Genomic DNA, 14,553 nt, shown 5'->3' with positions numbered 1-14,553 from the left:
ACAAGACTTTTTGATTTTTACATACTCCCAAAGAAATGATAAAAAACAAACTCAATATATCCCATATTTATCCTAAAGCATAACTATATTAACCTATTTGAAATTCTAATTAAAAATGATAGCTACTGAGCTACTATAATTAACTTTGCAGAAAAACGCCAAATCACATCGATAGATAAATCAATATTAGCTTGATCAAATATTAATTAATTTTTACAACATCCACAAACAGTGGTCCAGCAGGCAATCTGTTTGTTTTGAAATAAGCATGAAAATTCCCGGTTCCAGATGGTATTTCAACTTTTTCAAAAATAACTTGCTTTTGATTTTTTTTAATTGGCATTGTTACATGGACATTATTATATTTTATATGTGCTACTCCATCCGATTCGATTTCAGGTAGATCTAAAGCAATTTGATAAAGGCCCTTTTGAGTCTTTACTTGCCAATACCCTAATTGATTATCTTCTACAACCAAAGGACCTCCATAATCAAAACGTGAAATTACACGTGGACCACCCCAATCAAAACGCGATAAAACAACATGAGATTGAGACTTAGAACCTAAATAAATACGTTGAATTCCTTTAGCACTGCGTTCTTCCGTTACTTCATCAAACCAATCTTCATATCGTCCTAACATGCTCTCAACAATTTCAGGGTTATCTTTAGCAATATTTATACGCTCGCTCGGATCGTTTTCAACATCATAAAGCTCCAAGTTTTTCAAAACATTTAATAACTCAAAATCTGTAGGTTGGTGCACAATACCATGTGGAAAATTATGTGGACTGACCAATTTATATTTAGGAGTTCTTAAAGTGAAGTGCATGTATTTAAATGGTGTTGGTCCATAATGCATTTGAATAAAGAAATCTCTATTTTTTAAACTATCAGATTCATTTTTTATCCAAAGAGGTAATAACGATTGTCCGTCAATATGAATATTTTTTGGCGGATTTATATTGGCAACATCTAATAAGGTTGGAAACAAATCAATGATGGCTCCCATATTAAATAATTCTTTCTGTTCCTTTATTTTACTTGGCCATTTAACATAAAAAGGTACTCGAATACCGGCATCATAAACACTTGTTTTTGTACCTCTTAAATTCGCTACCCACCTTCCTGGATAACTATCATTTTTTGTTCTTCGATGTCTTGGTCCATTATCTGACAAAAATATAACTAAGGTATTGTCTTCTATACCTAAAGCCTTTAACTTATCCAATACGCGTCCTACATTATAATCAATATTATCAATCATACCGTAAGTAAGGGCATTGTCTTCATGTAAACCCATTGTTCTGAAAGGCTCCGCTCTACTCTCCGGAACTTGAAGTGGAAAATGAGGTAAATTGGTCGCTAAATAGGTGAAAAACGGTTTTCCATCTCTTTTACTTATAAAATCTAAGGCCGCTTCAGTAAAAATATCATCGCAATAACCATCATACTTTTGAGAAACATTATTATGTTCTAAAACGGGATTAAAATAGGTGTTTCCTGCAGGACCGGCCGCCTGACCTATACCGCCACCTCTATGAACCAAAGCTTCTTGAAATCCCTGGTCTGTTGGACGCATTGGTATATTATCTCCCAAATGCCATTTTCCAAATATTCCTGTACGATATCCATTATCGCCCAAAATTTCGGCAATTGTAGTTTCATCTGTGTTCATAAAATGGTCTACTTGTGTTACTGCCGTTACTCCTGTTCTATAGGGATATCTACCTGTGAGTAATGCCGCTCTAGAGGCTGAGCAATTTGGATATGTAAAAAATTGCGTCATCTCAATGCCTTGCTCTCCAATAGATTCCATGTGAGGTGTTTTCAAATATGGGTTTCCATGAGCTCCAATATCTCCATAACCCTGATCATCAGTCATCATGATAATAATATTTGGTTTATTGTCCTGAGCGTTTATATGTTCAAATAATAACAGATGAACAGAAATAACTATAATGAGTTTTAATGGAAATCTTGAATAATTTTTTGAAAACATATTTATATTTTTTTATCTGAATATTACCAATTTGTGTAGGCCCCGTCATTACGTTTTAACCTTGGAGCTTCTACCATTTTAAAGCCTTCTTTTAATGCTAGTTCCTCGTTGAAATCTACTCCTAAACCGGGTTTATCTGTTAATTTATAACGTGTGCTGTCAATTTTTGGTTGAATGGGATAATAATTCCAATCATCTAAACCCGGGTTTTCAACATGGGTATTCATTTCTTCCAACCAACTAAAATTAGGACTTGCCGCCGCAACATGCAAAGTAGCTGCCGTGCAAATTGGTCCTAAAGGGTTATGAGGCATCAAATCTATATAATGAGCTTCTGCCATAGCAGCCACTTTCATGGCTTCTGTAATACCTCCCACATTACACACATCTATTCTTGCAAATTGCGTAATTCCGCGTTCTATATACGGTAAAAACTGCCATTTACTAGCAAACTCCTCGCCTATAGCGAATGGAACATTGGTCATTTTTCGCAATGTTTCATAAGCTTCGGGAGTTTCGTCTCGAATAGGCTCTTCAATAAAATCAATAGTTCCGACTGGCATACGCTGCAAAAACGAAATAGTTTCTGGTACGGTAAGCCTGTGATGATAATCAATGCCTATAACTGGAGTTGATCCAACTTCGATGCGCAAATCGGTTAGCCATTCAGCAATTATAGCTATAGATTCTCTAGGTTCGAAAACTGAAGCATATTTTTCTTCTTCGTATTCGGCTGGAGCCAAACGCAGCATTTTCCAACCTTTTTCGATTAAAATTTTTGCTCTCGAAATTAATTCTTCTTTACTACTAAATCTTAATGAAGCAAAACACTCCACATAATCACGCTGTTTACCTCCTAAAAGTTCATAGACCGGAACACCCAAGGCTTTGCCCTTAATGTCATACAATGCAATATCAATCGCAGAAATAGCCGCTGTTAAAACCCGTCCGCCTTCAAAATATTGACCTCGATATAAATCTTGCCAAATCGAACCTATTTGCCTAGGATTTTTCCCTATTAAAAGCGGTCTAAAATGATTTATAGCGCCAATCACAGCCATTTCACGTCCTGTTAAACCAGACGCTCCCCAACCATAAATACCCGCATTGGTTTCCACTTTAATGTTTAACTGGCTTCGTCCCGCAATGTTTACTGGAAATGTTTTAATAGCTGTAATTTTCATAAGTTCAGTTTTAATTATCGTTATTTTCTAAATCTATTTTTTCAAGGTTATTTGGTTTGTCCAGCTCAATTCTTTCAACTTTACCTACAACTAATAAAAAAGATAGAAAACCAATAGATGTAAGAATTCCTATGAAATAAAGTGCCGGGCTAAAATCACCTCCTTCAACTAAAATTCCAATTACAGAAGGCACTATGACTGCGGAAAGCCCACCAATTAAATTAAAAACACCGCCTACTAAACCAATAATACGTTTAGGTGCAATTAAAGACACAAACACCCACGTTATGGATGCTAATCCGTTGCCAAAAAAAGCAATGGTTAAAAACAGAATTATAAAAAATACGCTATCTGTAAAATTAGCACCAATTATAAATGTTGATAATAATAAACCAATAAGTACTGGTGTTTTTCTTGCAAATTCTGCTGTACGCCCTATTTTAATTAAATAATCTGAAGTAAACCCTGCTAAAAGCACACCTATAAAAGCTGCTAAAAACGGTATAGAAGCTAAAAAGCCAGACTTTATAAAATCGAGTCCACGATACTCTACTAAATACGTTGGAAACCAGGTTAAAAAGAAAATGGAAACAGAACCTAAACAAAATTGCCCCAAATAAATCCCCCAAAGTTTTCTGTGTTTGAATGCTTCATAAAAATCATTCCAATTAAATTTTACTTTTTTCCTTATTACTGTAGATTTATTAACAAAACCACCACCGTCTCTAATAAGTGTAAGTTCTTGCTCACTTACTGTTTTATGCTGGTCTGGATCACGATAAAAAGCATACCATACCACGGCCCATATAATACCAATAACTCCTGAAATAATAAGCAAACCTCTCCAACCTACTTTATCCTGAATTAAGGTTAAAACTGGAAACAAAAAAGCCAATCCAATAAACTGTCCTGAGGTATATATGGCTATAGCCGAAGCACGTTCGGTTTCAGGAAACCACTTAGTAACTATGGCATTGTTCGCAGGGTATGATGGAGCCTCGAACACACCAATACTTGCGCGTAAACCTAATAGGATTTTAAAAGAATTTACAAAACCTTGAAATAGGGTCGCCACAGACCATAAAAAAAGCATAAAAGCATATAAAAACCTTAATCGTACTTTGTCTACAATAATTCCACCAGGTATTTGTAATGCCGCGTAGGCAACACCAAATGATGAAAAAATAAGTCCCATTTGCACGGTACTTAACTCTAATGATTCTCTTATTGCCGAAGCAGCTACAGAAATATTTGTTCTATCCAGATAGTTGATAACAACTGTTCCAAAAATTAGAGCAAGTATGTTGTAGCGTTTTTTTGTTTTAGTCGTTGCTAATGCCAAGTTAGTTTAGTTATTAATTAGATAATTTACCCTATATAGAGATTTATTTATCAAAGTACCTGAATTTGTTACTTAAAGTATTATTGCATCTTACCCGAGCGTAATTGAATTTTACCCAAAACCACTGCTAAGTGCTATTTAAAATTTGTTTGAACCGTTTTTTAATAAAAATAATATGGTAAAACGCGACAAGTATGGGATAAAACTCAAAATATTAACATTAGTCTATTTTGTTAATTTGTAAAAAAGTTGCGTTTGAAGAATTCTTTAGCTGAAAAAATTTAAAAAAGATAAGAAGCAAACTCCTAAAATGATAATCTATAAAGCATAAAAACCAACGAACACATGGCATTTAAAAAACTAATAATCAACACCGTAATAACAACAATTATTTATCAAACTTCTTGTTTTTCATTCCAAATTAAAGATTCAACTCACTCCAAACAGGAAAATAATTATCCCGATAACATTATTTTTGAAGCACCAGGACAAAACCCAGAAGGCATTACATTTAATGCTATATCAAATATTTTTTACTTAAGTGCTATTAATCAAAACCCATCAATTATTACTGTAGATATTGATGGCAACACAACTACCTTTTCTAATGATAAAGAAGCAACCTCGAGATCTAGTTTTGGCTTAAAAGCGGATACAAAAAACAACCGCTTAATAGCTTGTACAAATGGCCCTAAAATTGGAAACATTAACATTTACAATCTTAACAACGGTATTTTAGAGCAGGTTGTCAATTTAGCATCTCTACTTCCAAAAAAAGAACACTATCAAATAAATGATTTAATTGTTGATAGCAATAACGTTATTTATATCACGGGCAGAATGGAAGATGCTATATATAAAATTGACACTAATTTAAATGCAAGTGTGTTTTTCCAAAAAGATGGGTACACTAAACCAAATGGAATTGTTTATCATCCGGATGGATTTTTATTAGTATCGTACAGCCATCAAAATTCTACTTTATTAAAAATCCCTATTAATAACCCTGAAGCTGCAGAAGCAGTGCTTATTAATAATTACGGTTTTAAAGGTTTTGATGGAATGCTTTTAAATGAAGTAGGGCGCCTTGTTGGTGTTACATTTGCCCCAGATGCCAATGGAAATCATGCCGTAATAGAATTAAAAAGTGATGATAATTGGAAAACTGCCAACATTACAAACTCAAAAAAAATAAAACAAAGCACCACAATTACACAAGTAAAACCCAATATTTATTATGTTATAAATCAGGACTGGAAAAATAGAAATGCAAAAAAATGGACTTTAGAAAAGGTTACGTTTAATTAATGTACATATCAAATTAAAAAAGCTATTTGAAATTTCAAGTAGCTTTTTAATAATTATGGATATTTATTAGTGTTTTTTTACTTCAATAAATAAAACGTCATAAGGTTTTAATGTAGGCTGAGAACTTATAGCTACGCCGTTTAGCAAATCAAAATAAACGGGGTTGTTTTTCGAGTTTTTAAGTTGAATATTTAAAGTGGCCTTTGTTTTTCCTAAATTAATAATAGAAAGCACGTTGTTCCCTTTTTCATTCTTAATACATTTCCATGTACAGCCTTTTATATCGGTTCCATTTTCTTCAATAATAGTAACTTCGGGACCATTATTTTTTTGTTCAACAATTTGTAAAGCTTTCGACGTCATGTTTTCTAATGAATCTACAACTATTAAAGTGCCTTTGCTGGTTTTTAAACTGGGTAATAACGCTCCATATTCATTAAATTTCAGACTCACTTTATCTACTATTATAATACCTCCTTTGTCCAAATATGTCTGAAGTTGTTCTAATTCACTTTGTGTTACGTGTTCCGTTTTTTGAACTAAAACTACATCCCAATTTAAAGGATCTTGCTTAGCAATAATATTTTTTGTTGCAAAGCCTAAAGGAATCCCTTCAAAATTTAAAGACTCATAAAGCTTAAATAAATCGTTCATATATTCACCTTTATTATGCGCTGAAGTTTTTGAATAATAAATTCGAATAGGTTTAGATTGATGTTGCATTGCGGTAACCTCTTCACTATATGAGTTTAAATCCATTATTGTTGAATGAAGTTCATTAGTAACTCTTGGCTGTTGATTATTTGACCCTGCATAGGCGTGTGTTAAATTTGATTTTAAAGAACCGTCAGCCTTACGAGGCCAATACCAAGTTTGCGAAGCATTCATACCTAAAGTGGTTGCTGCCCAATAAACAGCTCTTACATATTTTGGATTCATGTATAAATCTCGGGTGTGACTTGTACTTAACAAATGACTTTCGGAATTAAAGTTGATTTGATTGGGTTTCACAGATTTTAAGAAATCGTAGCCCAAAAACAATTCTCTCCAGCCGAAAGCATATTTATCTTCCCAACCCATTTTGCCTTTACGCGTATAGTTATAATGTGCTGCAATATCGTTTCCATTTATTTCACTCAACTCAGTAAGTGCTTCCAAATCAATACCTGTAGAAGCTGGATCATTATCTGTAAAAAAGGAAGGCATAATTTTTAATTGCGCTTTTGCCTTGGGATCGTATTTTCTTATTTCACTTTTCATCCAAGTAAACCACTCCAGTACACGCACATCATTAAATGTACTCCAATCATACCATTGTGGCATTCCTTGCAAAGAAACGTCTATAGGATTATCAATAGCTACTTCACTAAACGAAGCATAATCTGTATTCCAAATTTTATTTAAATTGGCTATTGAAACATGTTTTTCTTTTAACCAACGTTTAAATTTTTCAATGGTAAAACTGCTTACTTCACTATTATACCAAACCTTATTTTTACCATTTTTATAATTAACCCATCGTGGTTCATTACAAAGCATATACCCAAAATCTGTGTATTTATTTCCTGTCATTTTTGGAACGGTTTCTTTTAACAAAAAAGACATCATTTCCTTCGCTCTAGGATTATCAATATCATAATCAAAAAAAGGAGGCCCATTAAATTTGGTAAAGCCATCGCCATATTTATCGGTAGCCCATTTTGGAACACCTTTATTATTGATAAAAACAAAACCTGGAGTGACACTTGGTTTATTCTTAAGTTTATTCAAAACATTTCTATTTACTTTCCCTTCTGCATTTAAAATTTGTGCGGGAGAAATATAAAACCCATCTAAACTTCCGTAAAATTCTTCTAATCTTTTTGTTTCGGGTTTCCATGTATAATCGGCTAAAAATACCGGACGATTATTGAATGTAATTTGTCCTTTCTCTACATTAACTTTTTTCCAATCAACATTAGGGATTTCTTTTCTATTTACTTTGCCATCTTTTAAAAGTGTGATGTATTCAATGGCTTCATCTAACATATTAATGACATCAGTCCGCTCAAAATTGGGGAGTTCTATTGCTGTTTCAGCAGCTTTATCTTTATAATTACTAACTCGTTTAAATAACTCAGTATTCATTGAAACGTTTTTCTCATCCCAATTAGCGAACTCTAAAAAAACTTCGGCTGTGCGAACCGTCATTTTCTCTTTTAAAACATCTTTACCTTCTTTCTCGACTTTTGATATAAGTTTATTCAGGGTTTTTATTTTAGCTAAAGCCAATTTTTCTTGTGTTTGCGCATTAACAAAACCTACAAATAATAACGAAATCAGTATTAAAATACTTTTTGAATTTAAGCGTGTATTCATATGCTTTATTTTTTTAATAAGAATTTTATATTGCAAATTTATTAGCCTCATGTACGAAAATAGCATATGTTCCCTTTGACAAATTTGAATTTAAATCCCAAGCAAACATTTTTGAATAAAGTCTAGCAAAGTTAATTTGAGACGACTATTAGCTTCATCGCTAGGCTTACTTAAATAATATTTATTTGGCAGGTATCAAACTATATTGAATAGAAAATGAGTAGAGGTTTTAAAAAAGTTTAGTCCATAATATTTACACCTAGAATTCTAAGCATAAATATTATGATTTTATAACTTTCAATTTATCTAATTAAAAGTATAAGCTGTTATCAAAATTTATTGATTTTTATAAAAAAATAATACTATTAAAAATTTTAAACATTATGCATTCACTCTTTCTACAATCCCCTTGCAAGCATCATAAAAAATTCCAACATCTACTGCATAAGAAATATATTTAACACCAAGGTCTATCCATTGTTTAGCAGATTCGGGACTTTCAACAAATGTTCCGACTACTTTCCCTAGACGCGACGCCTTCTCTACTATTTCTTTCATCTGCGCAATCACTTTAGGATGATTAACCTGCCCTGGTACACCACATGATTGAGACATATCATAGGGCCCAATGAATATTATATCAATACCATCAACTTCTAAAATTTCGTTAATGTTTTTAAAGGCTATATTACCTTCAATATGAATAATTACACCTGTACTTTTGTTTGCACCTCCAAAATAATTCTCTTTTGGCATTGAGGCATAATCCGCAGCTCTTACATATCTACAAACACCTCTAGAACCTTCAGGGAAAAACTTAGCAGCTTTAACTACACGTTTTGCATCTGCTGCAGTTTCAATTTGAGGTACTTGAACGTAAGTCGCTCCTATATCTAATGCTTTAGAAATCATGTTTTCATTAATTTCTGGAACTCTAACTATTGGAACTATATTTTTAGCCTGCGCAGCCCTAATATGATTTTGAATAGTTTGTATAGAATTGGGGCCATGCTCTAAATCTATAATCACAAAATCGAAACCCGCAAATGCAGCCACTTCAACTAAAGCCGGATCACTTATTTTTATAAATGGTCCTACTACATATTTTTTATTATCGAATAAACCCATCTGGTTTTATTTTTTGCTAATTTAATAAGCACGTTAATTTCTTTAATGACATTGAATACATTTTTTTAAGAAGAATATTTTGTGATTTAAATTTCCCAAATTACTGGAATAAATACCGTCATTTCTGCTTGACCTCTATTACTCCATGCAAAATAAGGGACTAACTGCGTTTTAAAAGGTTCAAAATTTGGTTTAGTAACCGTTTGGTACATGTCTCCGTTTTTATCTTTTCTTAATAAGAGCTCCACATTAACAGTTGTAACACCTCCTAAAAATTCTGGTTTATGCAAAACTTCTAAAGGCGTATTTCCATTTAAATAGACATCTAAAATACTTGTGCCTTTTGGTAAATCTGGTGTTTCAATACAATATACTATAGGCCCTCTTTTAACCGCTACTTGATTGCGTACTTCTTCAATTCTGTTATGACCTTCAATTAAAGTGGCTTCCATGGGCATATCTAAAACAATCGTGTCACCGGCTTTCCAAATTCTATTGATTGTAGCAAAAGTCCCTGGCATCAAGTCAACTCCGGTAGCTTCGCCATTTACCTTTAAGGTACTTCCTACTGCCCATTTTGGAATTCTAACTTTAATGTCAAACGCTGAATCTTTACATGCATCAACCGTTATTTTTACCAAACCTTTCCAAGGATATTCTGTGTCTTGTGATAATTTTAATGTTGAACCATCTAACATGGTTGTATCTAAATTATTGGCACCAAATAATACTACCGCAACACCGTTTTCAGATAGATTATAAGCCCATCCTGAACTTTTACAAATAGTTCTAACTAAGTTTGGAGGACAACAAAAACACTCTAAATATGGTTGTCTTACCGGACTTTCAGTAACATCTGCATGAGAATCATAATTTCTAGAATTGTTTACCATTCTTAATGGGTTTGAATAGAAGTAATCTTCTCCATCAATGCCAATCCCTGATAATCCACTATTATACAGCACTAATTCAATAATGTCTGCATATCGAGACTCGGCATGAATCGACATCATTCTACTACTAAACATGGCATTACATAAGTTTGCACATGTTTCATTATAAGCCGTCATATTTGGCATCATATAAGCATCGATAAACCCTTCCTCTATCATATCTAAGCTAGTGGAAGCCCCATAATGCGCTTGTCCTACAGCTCCTGTAACATACATTTTTTTTCCTGTTACGTTCTCCCATAATTTATCTAAGGCATCAATTAATGCTTTTTCACCAGTTTCAGCATAAACATCGGCCGCACCAGCATAATAATACAAGGCTAAAACGGCATGACCTACGGCTTCTTCAGATTCTCTAAGAGGCGTTCTTTCTTGCACCATATCTCCGATAGGATAACCTATGGTTGTAGAATCGTGTTTTATTTCAAATGTTCCTCTTCTATTAATAAATTTCTCAGCAAGCTTTAAATACTTTTTATCACTTGTTGTTCTATATAGTTCAACCAGCCCCATTATTTGGGTTTGATTAAAACCAAAACGCTGATAATGTTTGGTGTCTGGCATAAAATACGCATGCAGTAAATTAGCCATTTTAACAGCAATATCTAAAAAATTACGCTGTCCTGTAATTCTAAAATGAACCGATGCTGAAATAAACAAATGCCCAAAATTGTACATTTCGTGATATTTTCTATTCTCAAATCTGTCAACACCGTCTGTTATTTGAACATGTGTATGGATATATCCATCTTCTTCTTGTGCCCTCCCAATAACAGCAATATATTCATCCAATTCTTTTAATAAAGACTCATTTTTAGTAAGCCCATAAATATACATTTTAGCTTCCATAAATTTATAGAAGTCACCATCATGCCAGTAAAACCCTTTATGCTCACCTTCTTTTTCTCCTGCGGCAATTTTAAAATTGTTTAATCCGTGACCAATATCGCCACACAACAAATCTCCCATATACGGAAGCATTTTATCTCCTGCAGATTTCACTTTTTCTGCCCAGAACCCTTTTGTCCATGAACAATCTCCAAAATTGATACTTTTCAATTTCACAAATGGACTTTGCGAATTATTGGTGATGGCGTTGCTATGCATGTTTGAAGTACTACTCATTAGATTTAATTTTTATTTAAGAAACGTACTGAGAGAATCTCGGTTCTTATTATGTTTTATTTTATTTTTTTAATTACAATATCGTCTATAAATAATTTTGCAGCCTTGGTATCAGGTAAATCCTCTTTACGAATTTCTAAAATTATACCATCATCTTTAGCTGATGCCTCTATTCTTGAAACAATAGATTCAATGGTTACCCATTCTTTTCTAGGAAGCTTTTTTAACCCTGAAAAAATTATATCTGTTTTAGGGTTCGTTAATGTCACATGAATAGAATCTGTAATTCTACCTTGATCTAACCAAACTTTCATAGACAAGTTGAAATCTCCATCTGGTAGGTTTAAAGCCCCTTCCGGGCTTATTGCCTGAACTTTTTCTACTTCAAGTTTTTCATTTTTTCCATATCCAAAAAACTGAAGCGCTTCAACGCCGCTTGCGTAATGCCCTTCGGTAATTTTTAAATATTTCGAAGAACCTTCATTAAATAACCAAAATTTTTGATAGTCGTTTGCATTAGAATCTTCAGGAACCATAGTCAAAGGTCTCGGGTTTTCTTCAAATAGTATTGGACCTTCAAACCCGAAAAAAGCCCTGTCTTTGACTAATAAATTATCTGATGCTTTTTGCCAAACACGCATGTATTCCACTTCAAAAGTTGCAGGTAACTCCTCTTTATGAGGAACACCTAACCACTTAAAAATCTCTGAATCTAACCATATCTCCATGGGATTATTTAGCACCCAATCAGTCCCTAATTCATCTTGATAAAATGATTTCACAAACTTACCATCTCTATAAATTTTTAAATAATCCTCGCCCCATTCTACACCATAAACATGAAAATCATCTGAAGTTGTAAAAGGCAACATATCATCGTAACCAAATGCTTTTGTTGGCCTTACAGCTGGTGGACTCCAATCATGCACAACCGTTCTTGTAGTATTATGTTTTATGGTTCCTTCAATCTTTGGCACAGCTAACTGCTCGTACATATCCAATTCTTGCTCATAACCAATAGCCCAAAATGCGGCAGTCATTGCTGCTTTTGGCGCTTTAGATTTGACCTCCATATAGCCATTTAAAAAACGCTTTTTCCCTACTATACCGGCGGTTGTTACAGGCATAGGGTTTCCTTCATGCAAACCGTAAGCATCTTTATTACTTCCATCGGCATAACTTTCACTAGCAAATTTAAAATTGGGTTCCCATTGTGTTTTAAGTTTCAAAATTCCATTTTCAACAATAACGTTATGTGGGACAAACTGCGATGGCGCTCTTCCTTTCCATATGTAATAATCGCCATTTTGGCCTTCTACAAACCATTTAGTTGTATCAATAGTAGTACCATCAAATTCGTCGCTAACCTCTTCATTTAATATCCATTCTCCCTTATTGGTTGGATCTGAAAAAGGGAGAACCATTGATTTATTAATTATTTTCTCAGCAATTTCCTCAGCCTTTTTATCTTTTTGGCAACTCACATTAAAAAATACAATTGCACTTATTACTGTGAAAATAAAAAATTTAATAGGTTTCATTTTAGATATATATATTGAGGTTAACACTATTTTTTCTCGAGTTTTAATTGAATTTCCTCTATGGTCAAATTTTTAGTTTCTGGCAGGTATTTATAAAGAATTATTAAACCTACAAAAACAATACCTCCGTAAAATAAAAATATAGTGCTCGCCCCCATGTTTGCAAGTTGCCATGGAAACAAAAACTGTGTTAAAGCGCTTATTGTACTAGAGAGAAGTGCAAAGAAAGGAATAGCAATACCTCTTACCGAAATTGGAAAAATCTCTGAAAGTAAGACCCACATAATTGGTCCGACAGAAAAATGAAAGGCTGCAATAAAACTTAAAATACCTATTAAAATTAAGGTTGCATTAAGCACTGCCGATTTTTGCAGAAATATACTAGAATTGTCTCTGGCAGAAATATCTCCCATAACACCTTTTATGGCTGCCTTAAATTCTATATCTGTAGCAAATGAGACTCCCACCAACGACGATAATTTATTTACATCTGGAATGTGTTGCATTTCTGCAATAGCTTTATCTGTAACTTCATATTTTGCAGAACCAAAACCATAAGCACAAATACCAAGACTTAAAATCACCCAAATTAATCCGGAAATCATCATAGGGCGCCTTCCTGCTTTATCTATCATAACCAACGATATTATGGTAAAAACAATACTTACCAAACCAATCCAAATAGCTTGTTGAAATGCTGCTTGTTCTCCTAAACCCAACTGCTCCATTACTGTTGGTGCATACGTTATAACAGCGTTGATACCCGTAGATTGTTGCACTATAGCCATTGTAAACGCTACAATTGTAACGATAGTCATCTTTTTACTAAAGATTTCTTTCATCTGACTTCCTACTGATCTATCTTGATTACTTTCTTCAACACTAAGTTTCATTTCTGCTACATGCACATCAATTTCATTTTCTGGAACAACTTTGGATAATGTGCTTTTAGCTTCGTCATAATTACCTTGATATATCAACCAAGCTGGACTACGAGGAACCAGATAGAGTAATCCAAACCAAATAAAAGCTGGCACAATTTCAATACCTAGCATCCATCTCCAAGTATATTGCTTTAATCCAATGGCGGTTACCCATTCCGCATTAGAGTTTGTATTTTGAAGTATCCAATAATTGATAAAATATGCTGCTGTAAGACCAATAACGATGTTAATTTGAGTCATAGACACTAACTTGCCTCGAAACTCGGCAGGTGCTATTTCTCCAATATACATGGCTGCTAAAGTAATTGAACTAAATGCTAAACCACCAAGAAGACGCGCCGCGAATAATGTAACAAAAGAAGGTGCAAAAGCTGAGCCTAACGCCGATATTAAATACAGCGCAGCAATAACTTTTAAAGTTGCTTTCCGTCCGTATTTATTACTGGCCCACGCTGCTAATGGCAAGGCTATTAAAACCCCTATTCCTGGTCCAAACCCTAGAGCACCAACTTGCCACTCATTTAAATTGAACTCTGCTGTAATGAATTTGAACGCTCCAGAAATTAAAGCAGCATCAAGCCCAAAAACAAAACCACCCATTGCCACAATGGTAGAGTATTTATAGGCGTTTTTTTTGAATGAACTCATAAGGTTGTTTATTTATTAGT

Annotated in this window: 9 protein-coding genes; 1 reads left to right on the top strand and 8 read right to left on the bottom strand. The window is 33.7% G+C overall.

Annotated features, from left to right (window positions below; genetic code table 11):
• Positions 1-202: 202 nt before the first annotated feature.
• Genes ACJJV4_RS09115 through ACJJV4_RS09105 form a run of 3 tightly spaced genes read right to left on the bottom strand, consistent with a single transcriptional unit; the run spans position 203 to position 4,528 of the window.
• On the bottom strand, positions 203-2,002 hold the full coding sequence (locus ACJJV4_RS09115) for an arylsulfatase (RefSeq protein ID WP_405293631.1): 1,800 nt from the start codon (positions 2,000-2,002) through the stop codon (positions 203-205).
• Between the two features lie 23 nt (positions 2,003-2,025).
• Positions 2,026-3,186, bottom strand: a complete 1,161-nt coding sequence (locus ACJJV4_RS09110) for a mandelate racemase/muconate lactonizing enzyme family protein (RefSeq protein ID WP_405293629.1) — start codon at positions 3,184-3,186, stop codon at positions 2,026-2,028.
• Between the two features lie 10 nt (positions 3,187-3,196).
• Positions 3,197-4,528 (bottom strand): MFS transporter, encoded by a 1,332-nt coding sequence (locus ACJJV4_RS09105; protein ID WP_405293627.1) that lies wholly within the window; start codon positions 4,526-4,528, stop codon positions 3,197-3,199.
• Between the two features lie 345 nt (positions 4,529-4,873).
• Here ACJJV4_RS09105 and ACJJV4_RS09100 point away from each other — a divergent pair, with 345 nt between their 5' ends.
• Complete coding sequence (locus ACJJV4_RS09100) at positions 4,874-5,836, top strand: SMP-30/gluconolactonase/LRE family protein (protein ID WP_405293625.1); 963 nt, start codon at positions 4,874-4,876, stop codon at positions 5,834-5,836.
• 66 nt (positions 5,837-5,902) lie between these two features.
• Here the strand turns inward: ACJJV4_RS09100 and ACJJV4_RS09095 are convergent, their stop codons facing one another.
• From ACJJV4_RS09095 to ACJJV4_RS09075, 5 genes are all read right to left on the bottom strand, one after another.
• A complete protein-coding gene (locus tag ACJJV4_RS09095) occupies positions 5,903-8,194 on the bottom strand; it encodes a beta-galactosidase (RefSeq protein WP_405293623.1) in 2,292 nt (763 codons plus the stop codon).
• Positions 8,195-8,575: 381 nt separating this feature from the next.
• The gene (locus ACJJV4_RS09090) at positions 8,576-9,322 is read right to left on the bottom strand and encodes an HpcH/HpaI aldolase/citrate lyase family protein (RefSeq protein WP_405293621.1); all 747 of its coding nucleotides are present in this window, start codon (positions 9,320-9,322) and stop codon (positions 8,576-8,578) included.
• Positions 9,323-9,408: 86 nt separating this feature from the next.
• Complete coding sequence (locus tag ACJJV4_RS09085; protein ID WP_405293619.1) at positions 9,409-11,400, bottom strand: glycoside hydrolase family 127 protein; 1,992 nt, start codon at positions 11,398-11,400, stop codon at positions 9,409-9,411.
• A 56-nt stretch (positions 11,401-11,456) separates the two neighbouring features.
• Positions 11,457-12,941: a family 16 glycosylhydrolase gene (locus ACJJV4_RS09080; RefSeq protein WP_405293617.1), complete on the bottom strand. Its 1,485-nt coding sequence runs from the start codon at positions 12,939-12,941 to the stop codon at positions 11,457-11,459.
• A gap of 26 nt (positions 12,942-12,967) precedes the next feature.
• A complete protein-coding gene (locus ACJJV4_RS09075; protein WP_405293615.1) occupies positions 12,968-14,533 on the bottom strand; it encodes an MFS transporter in 1,566 nt (521 codons plus the stop codon).
• Positions 14,534-14,553 lie beyond the last annotated feature (20 nt).

It is taken from the genome of Algibacter sp. Ld11 (assembly GCF_045066735.1).
GTDB lineage: Bacteria > Bacteroidota > Bacteroidia > Flavobacteriales > Flavobacteriaceae > Algibacter.
This window is presented reverse-complemented; position numbering and strand designations above follow the sequence as displayed.